The 20,791-nt window shown below is 55.3% G+C and carries 17 protein-coding genes and 1 tRNA gene; 9 read left to right on the top strand and 9 right to left on the bottom strand.

The features are described from left to right. Positions 1–266: 266 nt before the first annotated feature. The 3 genes from AY555_RS03010 to AY555_RS03000 all read left to right on the top strand — a co-directional run bounded on the left by AY555_RS03010 (position 267) and on the right by AY555_RS03000 (position 6,821). On the top strand, positions 267–701 hold the full coding sequence (locus AY555_RS03010) for an SEL1-like repeat protein (RefSeq protein WP_156483279.1): 435 nt from the start codon (positions 267–269) through the stop codon (positions 699–701). 250 nt (positions 702–951) lie between these two features. Continuing rightward, on the top strand, positions 952–5,802 hold the full coding sequence (locus tag AY555_RS03005) for an NAD-glutamate dehydrogenase (protein ID WP_066133271.1): 4,851 nt from the start codon (positions 952–954) through the stop codon (positions 5,800–5,802). Between the two features lie 158 nt (positions 5,803–5,960). Beyond that, complete coding sequence (locus AY555_RS03000; RefSeq protein ID WP_167798475.1) at positions 5,961–6,821, top strand: alpha/beta fold hydrolase; 861 nt, start codon at positions 5,961–5,963, stop codon at positions 6,819–6,821. 43 nt (positions 6,822–6,864) lie between these two features. On the opposite strand, the gene AY555_RS02995 is transcribed toward AY555_RS03000, so the two are convergent. Next, a complete protein-coding gene (locus AY555_RS02995) occupies positions 6,865–7,455 on the bottom strand; it encodes a malonic semialdehyde reductase (protein WP_066133265.1) in 591 nt (196 codons plus the stop codon). A 77-nt stretch (positions 7,456–7,532) separates the two neighbouring features. Then, on the bottom strand, positions 7,533–8,297 hold the full coding sequence (locus tag AY555_RS02990) for an SDR family NAD(P)-dependent oxidoreductase (protein WP_066133263.1): 765 nt from the start codon (positions 8,295–8,297) through the stop codon (positions 7,533–7,535). 176 nt (positions 8,298–8,473) lie between these two features. Between AY555_RS02990 and AY555_RS02985 the strand changes: the two genes are divergently transcribed. Next, entirely contained in the window at positions 8,474–10,432 is a 1,959-nt protein-coding gene (locus AY555_RS02985; RefSeq protein ID WP_156483278.1) for an acetoacetate--CoA ligase, read from the top strand. 150 nt (positions 10,433–10,582) lie between these two features. Beyond that, on the top strand, positions 10,583–11,875 hold the full coding sequence (gene ahcY, locus AY555_RS02980; protein WP_156483277.1) for an adenosylhomocysteinase: 1,293 nt from the start codon (positions 10,583–10,585) through the stop codon (positions 11,873–11,875). 72 nt (positions 11,876–11,947) lie between these two features. On the opposite strand, the gene AY555_RS02975 is transcribed toward ahcY, so the two are convergent. From AY555_RS02975 to AY555_RS02965, 3 genes are all read right to left on the bottom strand, one after another. After that, entirely contained in the window at positions 11,948–12,700 is a 753-nt protein-coding gene (locus tag AY555_RS02975; protein WP_066133257.1) for a substrate-binding periplasmic protein, read from the bottom strand. 62 nt (positions 12,701–12,762) lie between these two features. Then, positions 12,763–13,515, bottom strand: a complete 753-nt coding sequence (locus AY555_RS02970; protein WP_066133254.1) for a substrate-binding periplasmic protein — start codon at positions 13,513–13,515, stop codon at positions 12,763–12,765. 62 nt (positions 13,516–13,577) lie between these two features. Beyond that, complete coding sequence (locus tag AY555_RS02965) at positions 13,578–15,563, bottom strand: protein-disulfide reductase DsbD family protein (protein ID WP_167798476.1); 1,986 nt, start codon at positions 15,561–15,563, stop codon at positions 13,578–13,580. A gap of 166 nt (positions 15,564–15,729) precedes the next feature. On the opposite strand from AY555_RS02965, the gene AY555_RS02960 reads away from it, so the two are divergent. From AY555_RS02960 to AY555_RS11510, 4 genes are all read left to right on the top strand, one after another. After that, positions 15,730–16,305, top strand: coding sequence for a YqgE/AlgH family protein (locus AY555_RS02960; protein ID WP_066133249.1), 576 nt, complete (start codon positions 15,730–15,732; stop codon positions 16,303–16,305). 125 nt (positions 16,306–16,430) lie between these two features. Beyond that, a tRNA-Arg gene (locus tag AY555_RS02955) sits at positions 16,431–16,507 on the top strand. 169 nt (positions 16,508–16,676) lie between these two features. Continuing rightward, the gene (locus AY555_RS02950; RefSeq protein WP_066133246.1) at positions 16,677–17,969 is read left to right on the top strand and encodes a DUF6538 domain-containing protein; all 1,293 of its coding nucleotides are present in this window, start codon (positions 16,677–16,679) and stop codon (positions 17,967–17,969) included. Between the two features lie 198 nt (positions 17,970–18,167). After that, positions 18,168–18,902 carry a thermonuclease family protein gene (locus AY555_RS11510; protein ID WP_082811827.1) on the top strand — a complete coding sequence of 245 codons (735 nt, stop codon included), beginning with the start codon at positions 18,168–18,170 and terminating at the stop codon, positions 18,900–18,902. A 192-nt stretch (positions 18,903–19,094) separates the two neighbouring features. Here the strand turns inward: AY555_RS11510 and AY555_RS02945 are convergent, their stop codons facing one another. The 4 genes from AY555_RS02945 to AY555_RS02930 form a co-directional block, all read right to left on the bottom strand. Then, positions 19,095–19,376 (bottom strand): BrnA antitoxin family protein, encoded by a 282-nt coding sequence (locus tag AY555_RS02945; protein WP_066133244.1) that lies wholly within the window; start codon positions 19,374–19,376, stop codon positions 19,095–19,097. After that, positions 19,333–19,608, bottom strand: coding sequence for a BrnT family toxin (locus tag AY555_RS02940; protein WP_066133240.1), 276 nt, complete (start codon positions 19,606–19,608; stop codon positions 19,333–19,335). The genes AY555_RS02945 and AY555_RS02940 overlap by 44 nt, the downstream gene beginning before the upstream one ends. Positions 19,609–19,709: 101 nt before the next feature. Further along, positions 19,710–20,108, bottom strand: coding sequence for a hypothetical protein (locus AY555_RS02935; protein ID WP_066133237.1), 399 nt, complete (start codon positions 20,106–20,108; stop codon positions 19,710–19,712). Beyond that, positions 20,105–20,662 (bottom strand): hypothetical protein, encoded by a 558-nt coding sequence (locus AY555_RS02930; protein WP_066133232.1) that lies wholly within the window; start codon positions 20,660–20,662, stop codon positions 20,105–20,107. The genes AY555_RS02935 and AY555_RS02930 overlap by 4 nt, the downstream gene beginning before the upstream one ends. Between the last annotated feature and the right edge of the window lie 129 nt (positions 20,663–20,791).

Below are 20,791 nucleotides of genomic sequence, written 5' to 3'. Positions count from 1 at the left end.
GTCAATCCTTGCCGTATGTCCATGATGCAGGTGTGCGACAATTGTGAGGGTCCTGCTGTTTGTGCTATCGTCGCTGCGGTGCGTTTCTGTGGTAAGGTGGGTCACGCGTGATGGGATTCCGGACAGGGCAGTGTAAGGCCAGGCAGTGGAGGCCGCCCTTTATGTTCCGGCTTGGGCCATTGTTCGTGTTAGTCTCCTTTTTGTCAGCATTCTTGCGGCCTTTGCATGGCTATGGCTTTGGGCTGAGCCTCGATGAAATGTACCGTATGTCCCTCCGCCACGAGAATGAAGGTGTTTTGCCGGGGTATGTCGTCAACCGCGGCCTGGCGCCGTGGCCGGAGCCAAAACCTCCGACTCCGGCTGAGCGGGAAGCAGATACGGGGGCCGGGGTTCTGTCCCTGCCTTTGACGGAACCTCTTCCATGGCCTCAGGTTGTGAAAGAGGTTGCGACCGGCAATCCGGGGCCATTTGCTGTTGATGCGGTGCGTCGCCGTGCCCGGAGCGATGATGCCGAGGCGGTTGAACTTCTGGCGTGGATGTATGCGGGGGGCGTGGGTGTCCATAAGGACCTTGCACAGGCCTTCGAGCTGTATCTGAAGGCCAGTCGGCTTGGGGTAACAACCGCAAAGGATAATGCCGGCTCTGTTTACAAGTCCATGACGGTTGCGGAGCGTCGCACAGTCTTCAACCCTTTCAATTGATTCTTTGCTGCCTGCTTCTGACAGTGGGGCGTATGAACTCTGTTGTCGGTACAGGAAAGATTCTGTCCGTATATGGCTTTTTCCGGCATGCTTCGGAAAACTGTCGGGGTTGGCTTTGTTCCTCGTGAAAATTTTGTGTCCACAAAACGACTTGTGATCGTGAAACCCTTGAATTCCGCATCATTCAGGAGTTTCCTGATGGGGGTTTGCGCCCTTTGTCACCAAGCCACATGTTCGGGACACATGTACCATGGCATCTCATTCAAAGTCGTCTGGACCGGATCTCGTTGGTCGTGTTGTTGAGCTTGTCCGGGATCGTCTTGCCGGCGATCGGGCTGTCATTGCCGAAGCTCTCTTACGGCAGTATGTGGGGGTCATGCCCCCTTCTGACTTGGAAGAGATGGACCCGGGGCAGCTCTATGGAATGGTGGTGTCGCTGTTGTCCTTTGCCCGTCACCGCAAGCCAAAACAGGCCAAGATAAGGGTTTTTAACCCCAGAATTGATGAAGATGGCTACACAACGGATCATACTGTTGTCGAGCTGGTCAGCGATGACATGCCCTTTATCGTTGATTCCGTTGTAGCATCCCTGTCCAGTATGGGCCTGAATGTTCTCGTTGTTATCCACCCTGTATTGCATGTTCGTCGTTCGGAAGACGGGACCCTGATTGACATCCTTGATCCCGATGCACCACTGGGCAAGGGGTGTGAGGCTGATTCAGTCGTTCACATAGAGATCTTCGAGCAAAGCGACCCAAAAATTATTGCGATTATAACCCAAGATCTGGAAGCCGTTCTGCGTGATGTCCGGCAGGCGGTTGAAGACTGGAAGCCGGTTCAGGAGCGGGTACTGGCTGTTACGTCCGAGGTCAAGCGGGAGAAGGGGCCAAAAGCACCCGCTGGCGAGGATGTGCAGGACGTTTGTGATTTCCTTGCGTGGCTGGCTGACAACCACTTCACGCTTCTTGGTTACCGCCGTTATGATATCAGGCAGAAGGGTGGCTCTGATGCCGTTGTGTCGGCTGAAGTGGGCGACGGCCTTGGTATTCTGCGCAATGCGGACTATCTGGTGTTTGATGAGGTTCGCAATCCATCAGATCTGCCTCCTGAAATGGTGGCCTTTGCCTCGCATCCCAATCGACTCCTGATCACAAAATCAAACCGTTTGTCCCGGGTGCACCGGGCCGTGCCGATGGACGTGATTTGCGTCAAGCGCTTTGGTGCCGGGGGCAAGATTGCCGGCATCGAAATGTTTGTCGGGTTGTTCACATCCAATGTCTACACGAACAGTGCCGGTTTTGTACCTGTTCTGCGCACCAAGATCGATCGCATCATGCGGCGTACCGGCCTGCGCCCGGGCAGCCATGACGGCAAACGTCTCCTCAGTATTCTGGAAAATCTTCCGCGTGATGAACTGTTCCAGGCCAAGGACGAGGAGCTGGAGACGATATCGGTTGGTATTCTGCACTTGCAGGATCGCCACCGCACGGCTGTCTTTATTCGTGTTGATGAGTTCGGGCGTTTTGTGTCGGTTCTGGTGTTTGTGCCGCGGGATCGTTTCGATACCGATCTGCGCCTGACGATCCGTCGTATTCTTGAAGAGAGTCTGGAAGCGGAACAAACGGGCTATTACACACAGGTGACGGATGCGCCGCTGGCCCGCCTTCATGTTTTGCTCAAAGCAAGGAACAAGAAGGGAACTCTGCCGGCCTTTGATGTCGAGGCGATCGAGAAACAGATCGCCGAGGCTGCCCGGGCGTGGTCCGACCAGTTTCAGGAAGCTATCCTTCAGGCAAAGGGGGAGGAAAGGGGCAGTCGTCTGGTGCGCCGTTATGGCAACGCGTTCCCGAATTTCTACAAGGAGCGCTATAGCGCCGCTGCGGCTGTTTACGATATTGACCGTATCGAAGAGACCTTGGGTGGGAATCTTGCTCTGAATTTGTACCGTCCGCTGGAAGCAGCCGAGAACGAGGTACGTTTCAAGGTCTATCGCGCCGATAAACCAGTCCTGTTGTCTGATATTTTGCCGATGATGGAAAACATGGGGTTCCGGGTCAGCGGCGAGATGCCGTTCCAGGTCAAGCTGGAAGATCTGAAGCGTTCGGTCTGGATCCATGAGTTTTCCATGGCCTCGGCAGATGGGTCACCGGTGCGGGTCAACGAAATTCGCGCCGCGTTCCATGATGCTTTCCAGCGTGTCTGGGCCGGGGATATTGCCGACGATGGTTTCAACTGCTTGGTTGTAACCACGGGGCTTCTGTGGCGTGAAGTGGTCATGTTGAGGGCCTATGCCAAGTACCTGCGGCAGGCTGCCTTTACGTTCTCCCAGGGGGCCATTGAGGCAACCATGGTTAAGAACGGGGCTATTGCCCGCCAGCTTGTTCGTTTGTTCCATGCCCGTTTTGATCCGGTTGGCGCATCCGGTGATACAGAAATTCTGACCCGCAAGGTTCTGGAGAGCTTGGAGCATGTCAGCTCTTCCGATGAAGACCGGATTATTCGTCGCTACCTGAACCTGATTCATTGCACCCTGAGAACGAACTTCTATCAGAAAGCTGCTGACGGTCGGCCCAAAAGCTATATTTCCTTCAAGATTGACAGCCGGCGGGTTGAGGATCTTCCTTTGCCCCGTCCCAATGTCGAGGTGTGGGTTTACAGCCCCCGCGTCGAAGCAATCCATCTGCGTGGTGGCAAGGTGGCGCGTGGTGGGATCCGTTGGTCGGATCGTCGCGAAGACTTCCGTACCGAGATTCTGGGACTGATCAAGGCCCAGATGGTCAAGAATGCCGTGATTGTTCCGGTCGGGTCAAAAGGTGGATTTGTGGTCAAGAAGCCTCCCCATGAAGGGGGGCGTGAAGCTTATATGGCAGAAGGGATTGAATGCTATCGGACCCTGATGCGTGGTCTTCTTGATCTGACAGACAATTTAGTGGGTGGGGGTATTGTGCCGCCCTCTGATGTTGTCCGTCATGATGATGACGATCCATACTTGGTTGTTGCTGCAGACAAGGGAACGGCGACCTTTTCTGATATCGCGAATGGCATTTCAGCTGAATATGGGTTCTGGCTTGATGATGCGTTTGCATCTGGCGGTTCGCAGGGATACGACCACAAGATTATGGGGATTACGGCCCGCGGTGCGTGGGAGGCGGTGAAGCGGCACTTCCGCGAAATGGGGCGTGATATCCAGACCCAGGACTTTACCTGTGTTGGTGTTGGCGACATGTCGGGGGATGTGTTCGGGAATGGCATGCTGTTGTCACGCCACACGCGTTTGCTGGCCGCCTTCAACCATATGCACATCTTTATTGATCCCAATCCGGATACAAAGGCCAGCTATGACGAGAGGGAGCGGCTGTTCCGCCTGCCCCGTTCAACGTGGGCCGACTACAATTCATCCCTTATCTCGGCAGGGGGTGGTGTCTTTGAGCGTACGGCCAAGAAGATTCCGGTCAGCCCACAAATGCGCTCCCTCTTCGGGATCGAGACCGATAGTCTTACGCCCAACGAATTGATCCTGATCCTGTTGAAGGCGCATGTCGATCTGCTGTGGTTTGGTGGAATTGGGACGTATGTCAAGGCTGCGACCGAAACCAATGCCGAAGCTGGTGACCGTGCCAACGATGCCATTAGGGTCAATGGCAAAGACATCAGGGCCAAGGTTATCGGAGAGGGAGCCAACTTGGGTGTGACCCAGCGTGGCCGTATTGAAATGGCCGGTGCCGGTGTTCGTCTGAATACCGATGCGATTGATAACTCCGCCGGTGTCGACTGCTCTGACCATGAGGTCAATATCAAGATTCTCCTCAACCGGGTTGTTGCTGACGGGGATATGACCCTGAAACAGCGCAATACGTTGTTGGCTGAAATGACGGATGAAGTGGCCGAGCTGGTTCTGCGGGACAATTATTTGCAGACTCAGGCGATTTCTCTTTCCCAGTACCGCGGTGCGGCTCTTCTGGATCAGCAGAGCCGCCTGATGCGGATGTTGGAAAAGGCGGGGCGCTTGGATCGTGGTATCGAGTATCTGCCCGATGATTTGGAGGTTGCCGAGCGGATTGCGGCCCGGCGCAGCATGGCCCGTCCTGAGCTTGCGGTTCTGATCGCCTATTCCAAGATGTGGTTGTTTGACGAGATTCTGGAAAGTGATCTCCCTGATGATCCCTCCATGGAAGAAGATCTGGTCAGTTATTTCCCTGAGCGTCTGCGTGGCCCGTGGGTACGACAGATACTGGAACACAAGCTGAAGCGGGAAATTATTGCGACCCATGCTGCCAACAGCATGATCAACCGTGTGGGTGGGACGTTTGTCACCCAGATCATGGAAAAAACAGGGGCCAAGCCAGCAGATGTGGCCCGTGCCTATATCGTGATCCGGGATGCATTCGGGTTGCGGGCCCTGTGGAGCGAGGTGGAGGCGCTGGATAACAAGGCTCCGGCAGAGGCCCAGTTGGCCATGCTGACGGAAGCTAACCGACTTGTGGAAAGGGGAACCTTGTGGGTCCTGCGCCATGGTGACCATGTGACTTCGGATCAGGGAGTCTTGACGGCAACCTTGCGGGAGGGAGCCGAAGCTCTGGCCTCTTCTGTCAGCAGTGCCTGCCCTCCGGATTTGCAGGCGGTTATTCAGTCTAGGAAGCAGGATCTTGTGGGCAAGGGGGTTCCGGCGGCCTTGGCTGATCGTACGGCTTCTCTGGTTTTGTTGGCTTCTGTTCCTGACGTGGTTCGGCTGTCCCGTGACCTTGGGGTAACCGAGGTTCGTGCCGCTGCCCAGTATTTTGCCGTTGGTTCGCGTTTTGGTCTGGGATGGCTGCGCGCTGCATCCGAGAACCTGACCCAGGGCAGCCACTGGGAGAAGTTGGCTGCTGCTGCTGTGACAGACGAACTGTATGCCCTGCAACGTGGCGTGACAGCCCGTATTCTGGGTGAGACATCTGACAGCCTTTCCCCGATCGAGGCCATTGACTCCTGGGCCGAGAATTACAAGGCAGCGGTTCTGCGGACGGACCAGCTTCTGGTCGAGATGCGTTCAGCACCAGCTGTTGACTTGGCCATGTTGACTGTTGCCAGCCGCCAGTTTGGTAGCCTGGCCGGGGTTTAGACCTGGTGCACAAGCGGGGTGGAGCATGCCACCCCGTTTTCGCGCTTTGTCTTGTGGGGTATAATCGGCACGTTTGATACCGTAGGATGCTGCCCTCCGTCCTTTCTGTGCAGGGTTCCGCGCTTTGCTTCTGCCAGAAACTGTTGTGCGATGGTCTGATGTCTTCCAGGACCTCCTTGCCTGTTCCTGACCTTGAGGTCATCAACCAGAAGCCTTCTGTGCCTTCTGCTGCTCCCCCGCTGCTGTTTGTCCATGGTGCTTTCTGCGGAGCTTGGGTCTGGCAGGAAAACTTTCTGCCTTGGTTGGCTGGCCAGGGGTTTGACGTGTATGCCTTGTCCCTGAGAGGGCACGGAGCCAGTGGTGGTTACGAGCATCTGTCTGGAACCCATGTGTTTGAATATATGGCTGACGTGCTTTCCGTTATGGATCGTCTTCCCGCGCCACCAATTCTTGTGGGCCATTCCATGGGGGGCATGGTTGTCCAGAGGGTGATTGAATCTTTTGACGTGCAGGATTTTTCTGTGAAGCGTCCTGTTCAGGGGGCTATCCTGATGTCATCGGTGCCCCCGGGCGGATTATGGGGGACGTCACTTCACATGATGACGCATGATCCATCACTGCTGCTCCAGATTGTCGCCCTGCAAAATTTCGGGATGTCTGCCCTGTCGCCCCAGACGATTCACCGTGCCATGTTTTCCCCGACCGAACCGATGGAGGAAACGCGTGTTTATCTTGAGCGCCTGCAGCCGGAATCTGTTGCCATTCAGTCGGATATGACGCTGGCCCCACCCCCTGTTCCTGCCAACGGGCGGAGTATACCCATGCTTGTGATTGGTGCCTCGGAGGACAGCTTTGTACCGCCCTGGATGGCCCACCTGACAGCCCGGTATTACGGCGCGGAGGCCCAAGTCCTGAACGGTGTGGGTCATGCCATGATGCTGGGCACACTATGGCACCAAGCTGCTTCTGTCCTGAGGGAATGGCTTTGGCGTCACTGGCCGTCGGGTGAGCGAGGCTGACCGATAGAGGCCGCGTACAAGGCATTAACCGGTCAGCAATGGATTACACGATGCGGCAGGCTTCTTCAAAAGCCAGGCGCGGGCTGCGCGGGTACAGCTTTGATGGATCCCCATAGCCAAGATTGCATAAAAAATTGGCCTTGAAGCGACCATCAGGGAAGAAGGCGGCGTTAAGTTTATCGGGGTTGAAGCCACTCATGGGCCCGCAGTCCAGTCCGAGCGACCGGGCGGCCATAATCAGGTATCCCCCCTGTAGGGAGCCATTGCGGAATGCTGTTTCTGCCGCATGGGCGGCGTTACCGGCAAACCAGCTGCGGGCATCGGCATGTGGGAACAGGGTTGGAAGGTGGTCATAAAAAGCGGTGTCGTATGCAACAATGGCTGTTGCTGGCGCATTCATGGTCTTTTCAACATTGCCTTCATCTAGCGCAGGGCGCAGACGTTCTTTGCCTTCTGGCGTGGTGACGAAGACCACCCGCATGGGGGAGCAGTTGGCAGCTGTTGGCCCCATGCGGGCTAGGTCCCACAGGGTTTTAAGGGTTGCCTCCGGAACAGGTTTCTTGTTCCAGCCATTGTGGGTACGGGCATCAATGAAGAGTTGGGCCAGTGCGGCCTTGTCCAGGGAAGAAGACACAGATCAGGCTCCTTGTCACCGGGGTTAGATCCGGCGATTGTAGCATCGCCGGATCTGTTGGTCATCCGGGCAGGACTTTATTTTGGCTCAAGCCTTAAAGCCCCGTCCAGTCGGATGGTTTCTCCATTCAGCATGGGATTGTTCACAACAGCTAATACCATGTGACCAAATTCTTCCGCTTGTCCTAGGCGTCGCGGGAACAGGGTTCTGGACACAAGGCTGCTGTGTACGTCGCGTGGAAGTCCGGCAATCATCGGTGTTTCGAACAGTCCGGGCGCAATACACATGACCCGGATGCCATGAGGAGCAAATTCCCGTGCTGCCGGCAGGCTGAGCGCGGCAACACCTCCTTTGGAGGCAGCATAGGCGGCTTGGCCAATCTGACCGTCAAACGCGGCAATCGAGGCGGTATTGACGATAATCCCCCGTTCTCCGTCCAGTCCGATAGGGTCTGTCCCCATCATGTCGGATGCCGCTTGGCTCATGACATGGAATGTCCCGACCAGATTTATGGCGATGGTTTTGTGGAAACCTGCCGGATCCATGGGGCCATTGCGACCAACAATACGGCCACCATGAACAATACCGGCGCAGTTGACGCAAATTCGAGCCGGGCCATGCGTGGCCTTTGCTGTCTTCAGTGCTGTGTGCACAGAGTCCGGGTCTGTAACATCGCAGGTTATGGGTGTTGCCCCGGTTTCCTGTGCCGCGTCCTGCAGGCGGCCGGTATCAGTATCTAGTATGCTGACCCTTGCCCCGGCCCGAACAAGAACGCCAGCGGTTGCCCGTCCCAACCCGGACGCTCCACCAGTTATGACTGCAGCGAGTCCTTTTATATCCATCAATGATCCCCCATCTGGATACGGTCTTTGGCTGACTGTATGCAAAGCCCGCCGCGATGTACATGCTCACACGGTAAAAACGGGGCAGGGGGTGCAGTTTTATATTCGCTGTCTTGGCGTCAGCGGTGGAATGCGTCACAGTCTCTTGTTATGCCCGTTCAGAGCAGGAGAGTCGGGTGTCAGAGTCGCCGATCTTGTGGCAACCTTCGGATGAACGTATCCGGGCGAGCAACCTCTTCTCGTTCATGACCCGTATCAATGACCGATACGGCGTCTCGCTTGCTGACTATGAGTCGCTGCATCGCTGGTCCGTCGAGAATATTCCTGCTTTCTGGCAAGAAGTCTGGGCATTCTGTGAGCTGATCGGTGACCCGGGACTGGTTGTTGTTGATGATCCTAGTCGTTTGCCTGGTGCCCGTTGGTTTCCTGAGGGCCGGGTCAATTATGCCGAGAACCTGTTGCGTCCCCGTCCGGCGGATACTCTGGCCGTTGTCTTCCGTGGTGAGGACAAGGTGCAGCGTCGTCTGACGTATGGGCAGCTGTGTGAACAGGTATCACGGGCCAAGCAGGCTCTACAGGCTGCCGGTGTGGTCCGCGGTGACCGGGTTGCGGCGTATATGCCCAACATGCCCGAGACCCTGATTCTAATGCTGGCAGCCGTATCAATCGGGGCTGTTTGGTCTTCTGCGTCCCCGGATTTTGGTGTTCAGGGTGTCCTTGATCGTTTCGGGCAGATAGAGCCTGTCGTCCTGTTGGCCGTGGATGGCTATCATTATAACGGCAAAAGTCATGATATCCGCGACAAGGTGCGGGCTGTTGCCCAAGGCATTCCGTCCTTGCGCACGGTTGTTGTCGTGCCCTACGTAACTGATAAACCAGATATTTCGTCTGTACCGAAGGCGGTATCCTGGGACAAGTTTCTCGATAGTTTTGTTCCGGGCAAGCTGGACTTTGCCCGCCTGCCGTTTGATCACCCGTTGTTTGTGATGTTTTCATCCGGCACAACAGGGGTTCCGAAGTGCATTGTGCATAGCCATGGCGGTACCTTGCTGCAGCAGGTCAAGGAGCATGTCCTGCATTGTGATGAGAAAGCCGGGGACCGGGTTTTCTACTTCACCACCTGTGGCTGGATGATGTGGAACTGGCTGGTATCGGCCTTGGCTGTCAAGGCTGCCTTGATGCTGTACGACGGGGCGCCATCCTGGCCTTCGGGGAACGCAATGTTTGATTATGCCCAGGCAGAGCGTTTCACATTCTTCGGAACATCAGCCAAATGGATCGATGCCATTCGCAAGGATGGCTTGCGCCCGCGTGATACTCACGATCTATCCAGTGTTCGTGTTATTGCATCGACGGGTTCTCCCTTGGTCCCGGAGTCTTTTGACTACGTATACGATGCGATCAAGCCTGATGTTCTGCTCGCATCCATTTCCGGCGGAACAGACATTGTGTCCTGCTTTATGTTGGGCAACCCCTTGGGGGCGGTCCGTCGTGGCGAGATCATGGGACGGGGATTGGGACTGGCTGTTGATGTCTTCGATGAGGCCGGCAAGCCAATACGGGGCGAGAAGGGTGAACTGGTGTGTACCAAGGCCTTTCCGGCTGTTCCAGTCGGCTTCTGGGGTGATACCGATGGTGCAAAGTTCCGCAGCGCTTATTTTGAACGTTTTCCCGGAATCTGGACCCATGGTGATTGGGTCGAGCTGACCGGCAGTGGCGGTATTATTGTCTATGGGCGATCTGATGCAACACTGAACCCTAGCGGTGTGCGGATTGGTACGGCAGAGATTTATCGCCAAGTTGAGAAGCTTGAAGAGGTTGTTGAGTCCTTGGTCGTCGGGCAGGATTGGGACAATGATACCCGTGTTATCCTGTTTGTTCGCTTGCGCCCCGGTGTGTCACTGGACCCTGCCCTGCAGGACCGCATTCGCAAGACAATACGCGAGAACTGCACGCCACGTCATGTGCCGGCCCGCATTGTCGAAGTGGCCGACATTCCGCGAACCAAGTCTGGAAAAATTGTCGAGTTGGCTGTGCGTGAGGTTGTGCACGGGCGTCCGGTCAAGAACATGGAAGCCTTGGCCAACCCGGAAGCCTTGGCGCATTTTGCCAACCGTCCCGAGCTGTCTACCTGATTGTTGATGGCACGGGAGGAGACGTCTTTTACATAAAGATATCCTTATGTGTTCTTGTGTCTCTTTTCTGTGTCTGGTACAGACAGATCCGGCCTTTGGCGCTGCCGTGTGTCCGGGCCTGTGAATCAATCTGGAATGCGGAGCATCGCCATGAGTTTTACCGATTGCAAGGTCAAGGATATTGGGTTGGCTGACTGGGGTCGCAAGGAGATTGTGATCGCTGAAACCGAAATGCCGGGTCTGATGGCCTTGCGTGAGGAATACGGTGCCGAAAAGCCCCTGAAGGGCGCGCGGATTGCCGGTTGCCTTCACATGACAATCCAGACAGCCGTTCTGATCGAGACATTGGTTGCGCTGGGCGCTCAGGTGCGCTGGTCATCCTGCAATATTTTCTCCACACAGGATCAGGCTGCAGCTGCTATCGCTGCCGCAAAGATTCCCGTCTTTGCCTGGAAGGGAATGAGCGAGGAAGAGTTCTGGTGGTGCATTGAACAGACGATCCATGGCCCCGATGGCTGGCGTCCGAACATGATTCTGGATGATGGAGGCGACCTGACCCAGTTGATGCACGACAAGTATCCTGCATTGCTGGACGATGTTCGCGGTATCTCGGAAGAAACCACGACAGGTGTGTTGCGTCTCTATGACATGGCCCGCCAAGGCAAGCTGCGTGTTCCGGCGATTAACGTCAACGACAGTGTCACCAAGTCAAAGTTTGACAATAAGTACGGTTGCCGTGAGTCCTTGGTTGATGGCATCCGTCGTGCGACAGACGTTATGTTGGCCGGGAAAGTGGCTGTTGTTGCCGGCTTTGGTGATGTGGGCAAGGGGTCTGCGGAATCGCTCAGGGCTTCCGGGTGCCGTGTCATCGTGACGGAAATTGATCCTATCTGCGCCTTGCAGGCTGCGATGGAAGGTTATGAAGTCACGACGATGGAAGAAGCCGCTCCGCGTGGGGATATTTTTGTCAGCACGACCGGGAATGTGGACATTATTACGGTTGACCACATGCGTGCCATGCACGACCGGGCCATCGTTTGTAACATTGGCCACTTTGATAACGAAATCCAAGTGATTGGGCTGCGTAATTTCAAGTGGCACAATGTCAAGCCGCAGGTTGACGAGATCGAGTTCCCCGACGGGAAGCGCATTATCCTGTTGGCTGAAGGGCGCTTGGTCAATCTGGGTTGTGCAACCGGTCATCCCAGCTTTGTGATGTCTGCTTCCTTTACCAACCAAGTATTGGCTCAGATTGAACTCTGGAAGAACTACGCCAGCTATCAGAAAGACGTCTATGTCCTGCCAAAGGTTCTGGATGAGAAGGTTGCAGCCCTGCATCTGGAAAAGCTGGGCGTGAAGCTGACGAAGCTGACCAAGGCCCAAGCTGACTATATTGGTGTTGGTGTCGAGGGGCCCTTTAAGTCCGACGCATACCGTTATTGACCGGACTTCTGACTGGGTTCAGGTATACAAAAGACCCCTCTGTATAGAGGGGTCTTTATTTTATCTCGTCTTTTATTTCAGATGTTCTCGACGGTACGTCTCGACAATCTTGTCGTACTCCCCGCTAGCCCGGATCTTTGCCAGCCCTTCATTAAAAGTTTCATGAAGTTTCTGGGAATCCTTGATCGCACGGCTAACCAGAAAGTAACTGCGATCTTCCTGTTGCTTGTGTGTTGAGGGCGAGAAGCCATCGGTGGTTCCAAAGGTTCTTTTTAGCTCGTGGGCCACCACAATCTCGTCGTCAACAATCAGGTCGGTGCGGCTGCTTTCCAGCATGCGCATACAGCTTTCCAAGGATGCTGGGCGCTGTAGCTCCATGGAATATTCGCGTATGATTTCCGCAAAAGGCTCAACAGTCCAGCCAAGTGGTACACACAGGCGCATGCTGTTCCACTCACCCTTCAGGGCTTCGATGTGCTGTGAGCGGGCAAAGAATACGCGCTTGTAGATGTGCAGAGGTTCGGAGAAGAGAAAATCCTTCTCGCGCTCGGAATCCTTGAAGTAGGGAAATGTTGCCGGGAATTCACCGCTTTTTGCCTGTTCGTATCCCCGCTTCCAAGGCATCCACAGCATTTTTGGTTCGGGCATGTCCATAGCCTTGAAAACAGCCCGCACCAGAATTGTGGATAGTCCGCCTTGGGGCAGATTTTCACCGGAATAGGGTGCATAGTCTCCGGTGACCAGCGACAGCGGATCCTGTGCTGCAGACGGCCCGGCATTTATGCAGAACAGAAGAGTGGCGAGCAGGGCAGGGAAGCATTTCATCCTGTTTCTCCGTCTGTAAGGCCGTAAAGCTGCATCTGGATTGATAGCGTAAGTTTGGAAGATCACGGGCTGTTCAATGTATATTCCTTGGTAATACGGGCGTACTCTCCACTCTCGCGGATTGATTTCAGCCCCATGTTGAAAGCCTCAACCACTTTGTCGGCATCTGGCCACGCGCGGCTGATCATCAGATAGGTCCTGTTTTCGCGGCGGTGATGTGGGGAGGCTGTAAAACCCTCTGTACTGCCAAAGGCTTGTTTAATTTCATAAATTCCGACAATTGTTGCACATGGCACCAGATCAACTCTCTTTCCCTGCAGCATCTTCATGCAGTGTTCCATGCTGGCAGGTTGTTGCAGGGTCAGGGAGAATGCGTCCATAACCTCCCTATACATTTCTACAATCCATCCCTGTGGAATGCAGATTTTCATGTTGGCCCAAGACCCGTTGACGGCATCAATGTCTAAGGATCGGGTGAAGAATGAGACTTGATCCATGTGGAGCGGGTCTGTGAACAGGAAGTGCTGTTCACGTTCATCGTCCTTGGCATAGGGGAACGTGGCCGCAATCTCACCGTTTTTGCTGCGTTCATAACCGCGCTTCCAAGATTCCCACAGAATTTCTGGCTCGGCCATCTTGGCAGCCTTGAAGGCCGCCATGACCAGCTGGGTTGATATTCCGCCCCCGGGAAGTGCCTGACCGGAGTAAGGCGGGTAATCACCGGTGGCAACCGGCAACCCTTCTGCCATGGCGCATGGAGTAGGAAGGATGGCATACGCAAGCAGCAAGGCCCTCAGTGCCCTGAACAGCGTCATTCCGGGTCTCCCGCCGTTTCTGCTTATGGACAGAAGATTGTAACACAGGAGCTAATTTCGCTTCAGGGAACAGTCCCGTTGTTTTCCGTAATGATATGTTTGTCAGGATATTGGGCTTGTTTCAGTGCTTCCTGTACAGTCTGTGCGGTCAGCAGTTCCGGCAGGATGATGCCATCCGGTCGTCCCGGGCCGTAAACCGCATTAAAGGGAATGCCATATCGCCCGTGACTGGCCATATACTGCGATATGAACGGATTCTGGCTGGTCCAGTCTGCTTGCATGGCAATAATGCCGGGTTGTGACAGAAGTGTGGAAACGGGTTCCTGCGACAGGACAACGGCCTTGTTCACTTGGCAAGTTATGCACCACCGTGCCGTAACATCGACAAAAACGGTTTGACCATTAGCAATGTGGGCGCCAATCATCTGTGTGTCGAACGCAACCCATCCTTCTTCTGGCTCGTCGGGTCCCCGGTATTGGGCAAGGATGACCGTGAGCAACCAGAAGGCGGTTGCCAAAAGTGTAAGCCCCATAATCTGACGCAAGCGGATCATCCAGTATCCGGGCCGGGGCAGGCATTGCCCAAGTTTGGGAGTGATGGCTACCAGAAACCAGGGAAGGGCCATGCCAAACCCCATGACCACGAATATCACCATGATATTCCATGGGCCTTGTGCTAGGGCAAATCCAACAGCCGTTCCCAGAAATGGTGCCGAGCACGGGGTTGCCAGAAGGGTTGCAAAGGCGCCGTTGGCTATGGATGGGAGCCATTGCGATGAGGATGGAAGCGAGGTTTCTGTCGTCCGCAACAACCAGTTTGGCAGGCGAATATCAAACAGGCCCCAGAGATTCAGGGCAAAAGCAGTCAGGATAATGACCAGAATGCCCAAGAACAGGGGATTCTGGAACTGAATACCCCATCCAAGTGCCGCCCCACCTGCTTTCAGGGTTGCCAGTATGATCCCAATTCCCACAAAGGTCAGGACGACGCCGATACCGGACCCGGTGAATCCCATACGTATCTCGCGTTGGTTCCGTCCAGCATGATGGGCCAGATGCAGGATCTTTAATGACAGGATTGGCAAGACGCAGGGCATCAGGTTCAGGATCAGCCCGCCAATGAAAGCAAGTCCCAGCATGGCTACCAATCCCGGCTGGGACAGTGTAGGTGACGGTGACGCGTGATCAGGTATCAGTGTGGATTCTGTCCCCCTGTTTCCATCGACGAGGGTCAGTGTGAGGCGCTGGTCAAGAGCGGGACGTGTTTCCAGCCGTGTCTCCACGTGGATCCGTTTCGTGTTGCTGCTTGTTGTAACCGTTGGTCTGCGTGTGCCGACGAATTCAGGAGTGTCCTGCATATCGTATTCAGCGAAGAGGTCTATGGCATCCGAGAACGGCGTGTCTGATTCTGCCTCTATGCTCAGAAGTGGCAGGCCGTTCTCTCCTGTTTTGTACGCAGCGGACAGAATGCGAAGACCGTGATGGGAACCAGGAGCTTGCCACTTGTATGCATTGATCTGTTCGGCATCTGCAGATATGGATCCCTCTCCATCCGGCAGGGTCAGGGCCAAGTTGGCGGTTCCGGGTATGCAAATGTTCGAGCACACCAGATAGTCGACCCTTAGGCTGGCGTGGAGCGGTTTGTCTGGGTCTGCAATCCGTGCCTCTATGGGCAGGGTGACATCACCCTCGTACCCAATGGTTTCAAGTCCAGCCCAAGAGAATCGTGAGGGCACAGGCCAGATGATTCTGGCATCGGCCAGATTCACCGAATTGTCCCATGATAGGGTTGGGGGAAATCCAGCATCACCAGGGTTACGCCAGTAGATTTTCCAGCCTTTTTCCAGCTCAAAGCGAAGCCCGAGAAGTAGGGCACCTTGTCCTTTTGTTGCTGTCTGTCCGGCCAGAAGACTGATACGGGCCTCCGGCGTTGTGACGAAGGAGGTGGTGCTTTCCTCTTGTGCCCGCAATGGAGATATGGAACAGGCTGTTATGAAAAGAAAAAATAGTAAATGACGCATCAGTGCCCCTTCTGGTGGCTTGGGCATGCCTTTGGCCACCCACTGTTGAAAGTAAGCCATCCAGCCATAAACCAGCCTTTCCCGATTTCCCTGTCTAGGTATCGGCCCTGCTTCGTGAGACAATCGGCCAAATGCCCTGTTCTGCGCATTACATGGCTTGCACTGGCGCCCGTTAGCGAATAGATGGAGAGTCATGGGAAAAGCACAGCTCACATCAGGTTATATCGCCGGGAAATGTCTGGTCGCCATGCCAGCCATCAATGACCCGAATTTTGCCCGTACCGTCATATACGTTTGTGCCCATTCTGCGGAAGGTGCAATGGGGTTGGTTATAAACCGCCCTATCGCCCAAGTATCTTTCCCCGACATTTTGGAGCAATTGGGCATTGAAAGTACACCCCATTGCAAGGATATCCGGGTTCATTTTGGCGGGCCCGTTGAGTCTGCACGCGGTTTTGTCCTGCATACGGCGGAGTATAGCCAACCCGCGACTTTGACCGTTGATTCAGACATTGCCCTGACAGCGACGACAGATGTTCTGCAGGCCATTGCGGCTGGAGAGGGGCCGCGTGCGAGCCTGATGGTGCTGGGTTACGCAGGTTGGAGCCCTGGTCAGCTGGACAGCGAGCTGAAGGAGAACGCTTGGCTCACGGTTGACGCCGATGAGGCCCTTCTTTTTGGCCAAGAAACGGAGCAGAAATGGGAGCGGGCCATCCGTAAACTGGGTTTTGAGCCGGCCATGCTGAGCGACACAGCAGGGCATGCCTGAGCTGGCTTGTGGGCTGATGCTGTGTTTTGCTGTTTTCTTGTGGTCGATTGTCGTTGCTTTAACCAGAGAACATGCAGTATTGTCCGCTCCTCCGCTGTGTAAGCTGCATAGTGGGGCCTTATAAAGCACTCGTAGCTCAGCTGGATAGAGTACTGCCCTCCGAAGGCAGGGGTCACAGGTTCGAATCCTGTCGAGTGCGCCATAAAAACCCCCGCGACATGTTTCAGTCGCGGGGGTTTTTGCTTTAAAAACAATGCATTAACGGGACCCCTTCTGCCCCCTCCGGGTTTGGGATACGTTAAACAGCGCGTTTTTGGATACATTTTTGGATACATTTTTGGATACATTTTTGGATACATTGGGATCGCAACGTGACCAGTCGCTATATCGTACAACAAGGGCGTACACTCTATTTCCGGCGACGGGCACCCATCGATCTGGCACCTCAGCTGGGTCGTTTTGTGAAGATTGCGCTCGGCACAGACAGCTTCGATGTGGCACGTCGGCTTGTTGGTCACATCAATACTGCCGTCGAGACCTATTGGGCGGAACTGCGCCTTGGCGGCGAAACAGCTGCCCTGCGTGAACGCTATCAGCGTGCCGTCGCGCTTTCCCGCCGCCTGGGCTGGGTGTATCGCCCTCTTTCCGAGCTGGTGGCCGGGCCCGTCGGAGACGCTGTCGAGCGCCTTGAATCCCTGCAGGATACCGTGACGCCGGCCACCATTGTCGCTGTCATGGGCGGCGTTGAGCGGCCTGTCCTGCTTCTGTCCGACCTTTACCCCGAATATGCCCGCCTGACCCCGGAACTGCTGCGCGGAAAGAACGAAAGGCAGATCCGGGGCTGGCGTCTGGCCCGTGAAAGGGCCGTCCGCAACCTGATCTCTGTGATTGGAGACAAACCACTGACAGAGGTAACCCGCACCGATGCCCTGATATTCCGTGACTGGTGGGCCGTTCGCCTGGGGGCGGAGAACCTTGCTGTCAACACGGCGAACCGTGACCTGATCCATATCAAGGGCATGATCCGGGTTGTTGATGAAAAGCTGGGGCTTGGCTTCAAGAATCCTTTTGCCGACCTGATGTTCCGCGAAACCGATGGAATGGGCAAAAACCGTGGCGAGACCGTCTCGACAGACTGGATCCGGGGAACGCTTCTTGGGCCGGGTGCGTTGTCCGGCGTGAACGAGGAAGCCCGCTGCCTGGTTGCCATTCTGGTGGAAACCGGTGCACGCCCCGGGGAGATCTGCGGGCTGGAACCCGAGGATATCTTGCTGGAAGGGCCTGTTCCCCACATCAAGATCAGGCCGAATGCGGTGCGCGCTATCAAGACATCGCAATCAAGGCGAGATATTCCCTTGGTCGGCGCCGCTCTGGAGGCAGCCCGACAGCTTCTGCAAAACGGAGGCATCCAGCGCTATCGCGGCAAGACAGACAGCTTCACCACGGCGATCAACAAGTACATGAACGAGCACAATCTGTTCGAGACAAAAACCCAGAGCCTGTATTCCCTGCGACATGCGTTCCAGGACCGGCTGATCGCCGTAGACGCACCCGACCGTATCGCAGCGGAACTAATGGGACACACTTTCCACAGACCCCGCTACGGGGCCGGAGCAACGCTGAAGCACAAGCAGGAATGGCTGGAAAAAATCGCCGTCGGCTGAATGCGTGAGGGCGGAATATTATGTGTTTACTTGGATAGATACATGACTGGATTGCCTGTTATTGTATATATACAATTTGCAGGCAGTCAGTTAAATAAAGCTACCAATGTTTTCATTGCATTATCAATTCAATACAGCATTCATGCATGTTAGCATCAATATAGATTGGTCTTATAGCCAATGAAGTAGAGGTGCAGCATGGGTAATACTACAAAACCACAGATAAAATATTTACTGCGCCTCTTGCGCGTCATTATCGCACTTATCATTCTAACCACAACTGAAACGGCGGCGGCAAACCAATTATCTGGGAAAATAGTTGGTGTATCTGATGGAGACGCCGTAACACTACTCGACCAGAATAATCGGCAACATAAAATCCGCTTGATGGGAATAGATGCACCGGAAAACTCCCAAGCTTTCGGACAGGAATCCAAGCAGAGCCTTTCAGAACTGGTATTCAACAAACAAGTAGTAGCAGACTGCCCAAGCACTGATCGGTATGCTGAAAATTTATGCAAAATATTCGTAGGCGGGATAGATGCTAATTTGGCTCAAATAGAGCGCGGTTACGCATGGTATTATAAGCAATATCAATCAGACCAAAGCCCAGATGATAGAGTTAAGTATTCTGCTGCCGAAGGTACAGCAAGACAGACTCGGTTAGCTATTTGGTCGGATTCCAACCCAATACCCCCATGGGAATATCGGAGAGGTGGCAACGCATCGGCGCAGCTGCCCAATTATGGTAACCCAACAGCCACTGAACCTAGTGCTATTGCCCAAGGAGTAGTTAGCGGTTCTGTAAAAATGTCTCGCAGCGGTATCTGCCATGCGCCCGGAACTACATATTATTCAAAAACTCGGCACTACACACCCTATGATACACTTGATGCCTGCCTACAGGCAGGCGGCAGGCTTCCTAAACGCTAAAAAAGGAGAATTTCTATGCTCACTCGCGTTCTAGGGTCAAAACCGATTTACTGCCTTGATTTGATGCCGCAAATCAGACTCCAGTCTTTCGCTCAATGAGTTGGAGGCCCTTATGCGGTATTTGTTTTGGCTGTCGGATGCATAGGGGACAGTGATCGAGCCATTTTTGCCGCCGAGCAAGGCACCTGCTCTTTAAGATGTGTGCTTCCGGGATCTTTGGTTTTGTTCGGCAGCGATAGCTTCACGCAGGAAGGCATTCAGTCGGGTCTGCCAACCGGGTCCGCCTGCTCTCAGATACTCCAGAATGTCCGGGTCAAGACGAACGGTTGTCGATGCCTTGGTGCGGTTCAGCGGAGGGCGTCCCCGTCTTACGGGTGCCTTGTCAAAAGCCTGTGCCCATTCCGGCGCTGACAGGTCCGGGGCATCGTCTTCATCCACCCAGGCGGGGCTGGAACCTTTTTTCTTCACGGGCATTGGCTTTCCTCAAGCTGATAATGCGGTACGCGCTCTGGCGCGGCGTCCATACCATCACCACCATGCGTCCATCCATATAGCCGACAGTAATAAGGCGTTGCTCGCCGTACTCGCGCCGGTCATCCAGAACCGTTATGTGAGGCCCTGAAAACACCTCTTCAGCATCAGCCATATCCAGGCCCCTGTTTTCAAGGGTCAGGGTACGCTTGCTGGCATCGAACTCTATGTCCATATTTTTGTTACTACAATAAATGGATCGAGACAAGCCCCTTCAGGGTGAAGAAGAGGCATCCTCGCCCCCTTGGCCATACTTCTTGAACGCAGGGCATAGAATCAAGCCATTCCTCCGATGGCCCGCACGCCGTAATACGTCCCGCCGAGTGCGGCGCTGTGGACCGATGCGGCCTGCTCCAGAACACCCAGCATCGAAGCCACCAGCCGACAGGCCCGGCGGATCAGGGCATCGGGGTCCGCGTCGCCCGCTTCATCTTCGAGGGCGGACAGGATCCCGAAGGCGGCGAGGCCCTGTGCCAGCGCGCCGTCAAGGCTGGTTGCCCGGGCGTGGCTGATGCGGTGCTCCAGCTGGTCGATCAGGGCTGTGTTGGCCGGATCCAGCGGGGCCTGATGCATGGCGACGCGGGTTACCGTGGCCAGTTGGCGGGCCAGCATCACAACCGGGTCGGGCAGGACATCTGAGGATGGTGCGGTGTACATCTGTTGCAGACTCATCATCCGGCACTCCCCCTGACTACGTGTACCTGAAGGCCTGCCTGGTCTGCCGCCCGCCGCAGTTCATGCTGCTGACGGCCTGTCAGCCAGTCATAGGCAAAGGACGAGCACTGCAGTTCCAGAATCAGGCCATCAAAGGCTGCATCAGCCTGACGGACCAGCGTTTCCGCTACCCGGCAGCCTGACTCATGCAAGGTGGTCGCCAGGCGCTCCACAGCATCCTTTGCCGGGTCCCGACGCAGAATGCCCATGCAGGTCATGGCGGCCTTCAGGGCGGCTGTCACCGTCTTCAGGGGTTGCCGTACGGTCTGGGTTCTGGGCAGAAGTCCAGCCGCTTGCAGCTTCCGCAGCGCGGTCAGGCAGGTCCGCACGCACATTCCGCTGGCCTCGGCCAAGCCGCGTGCTGTGCGCATAATGGATGCCTGGATAAACGGAGCGAGGCCATAGCCCAGTGAAAGAGCGACAACGCGGGCACTCAGGCTCAGGTCCTTTCGCCCTCCCACGTGACCAACCCAGCGCAGGCGCTCGGTTTCGGTCATGCGATGCGTGAACATCATCGAGAAAAACTCCCCTTCGGCGTATCGACGCACCATCCAGAGGCCGTAATGGCCGCTGGTGGCGGGAGGCTAAAGACCCGAGATGCACTGGCACTAGTCAGGCAGTCGAGCGGGCTTATTTCCCTTGCG

Origin of the sequence: Haematospirillum jordaniae (genome assembly GCF_001611975.1) — a bacterium.
Classification (GTDB): domain Bacteria; phylum Pseudomonadota; class Alphaproteobacteria; order Rhodospirillales; family Rhodospirillaceae; genus Haematospirillum; species Haematospirillum jordaniae.
Note: the sequence above shows the minus strand (reverse complement) of the source record. Positions and strands in the feature narration are given on the sequence as shown.

What these genes read in the sequence shown, in the direction of transcription:
- AY555_RS02970 (WP_066133254.1), bottom strand. Translation starts at nt 13,515, where the DNA reads ATGACGCTGTTCAGGGCACTGAGGGCCTTGCTGCTTGCGTATGCCATC.
- AY555_RS02975 (WP_066133257.1), bottom strand. Translation starts at nt 12,700, where the DNA reads ATGAAATGCTTCCCTGCCCTGCTCGCCACTCTTCTGTTCTGCATAAAT.
- AY555_RS02930 (WP_066133232.1), bottom strand. Translation starts at nt 20,662, where the DNA reads ATGATGTTCACGCATCGCATGACCGAAACCGAGCGCCTGCGCTGGGTT.
- AY555_RS03005 (WP_066133271.1), top strand. Translation starts at nt 952, where the DNA reads ATGGCATCTCATTCAAAGTCGTCTGGACCGGATCTCGTTGGTCGTGTT.
- AY555_RS02935 (WP_066133237.1), bottom strand. Translation starts at nt 20,108, where the DNA reads ATGATGAGTCTGCAACAGATGTACACCGCACCATCCTCAGATGTCCTG.
- AY555_RS03010 (WP_156483279.1), top strand. Translation starts at nt 267, where the DNA reads ATGTCCCTCCGCCACGAGAATGAAGGTGTTTTGCCGGGGTATGTCGTC.
- ahcY (WP_156483277.1), top strand. Translation starts at nt 10,583, where the DNA reads ATGAGTTTTACCGATTGCAAGGTCAAGGATATTGGGTTGGCTGACTGG.
- AY555_RS11510 (WP_082811827.1), top strand. Translation starts at nt 18,168, where the DNA reads ATGGGTAATACTACAAAACCACAGATAAAATATTTACTGCGCCTCTTG.
- AY555_RS03000 (WP_167798475.1), top strand. Translation starts at nt 5,961, where the DNA reads ATGTCTTCCAGGACCTCCTTGCCTGTTCCTGACCTTGAGGTCATCAAC.
- AY555_RS02945 (WP_066133244.1), bottom strand. Translation starts at nt 19,376, where the DNA reads ATGCCCGTGAAGAAAAAAGGTTCCAGCCCCGCCTGGGTGGATGAAGAC.
- AY555_RS02960 (WP_066133249.1), top strand. Translation starts at nt 15,730, where the DNA reads ATGGGAAAAGCACAGCTCACATCAGGTTATATCGCCGGGAAATGTCTG.
- AY555_RS02990 (WP_066133263.1), bottom strand. Translation starts at nt 8,297, where the DNA reads ATGGATATAAAAGGACTCGCTGCAGTCATAACTGGTGGAGCGTCCGGG.
- AY555_RS02940 (WP_066133240.1), bottom strand. Translation starts at nt 19,608, where the DNA reads ATGGACATAGAGTTCGATGCCAGCAAGCGTACCCTGACCCTTGAAAAC.
- AY555_RS02965 (WP_167798476.1), bottom strand. Translation starts at nt 15,563, where the DNA reads ATGCCCAAGCCACCAGAAGGGGCACTGATGCGTCATTTACTATTTTTT.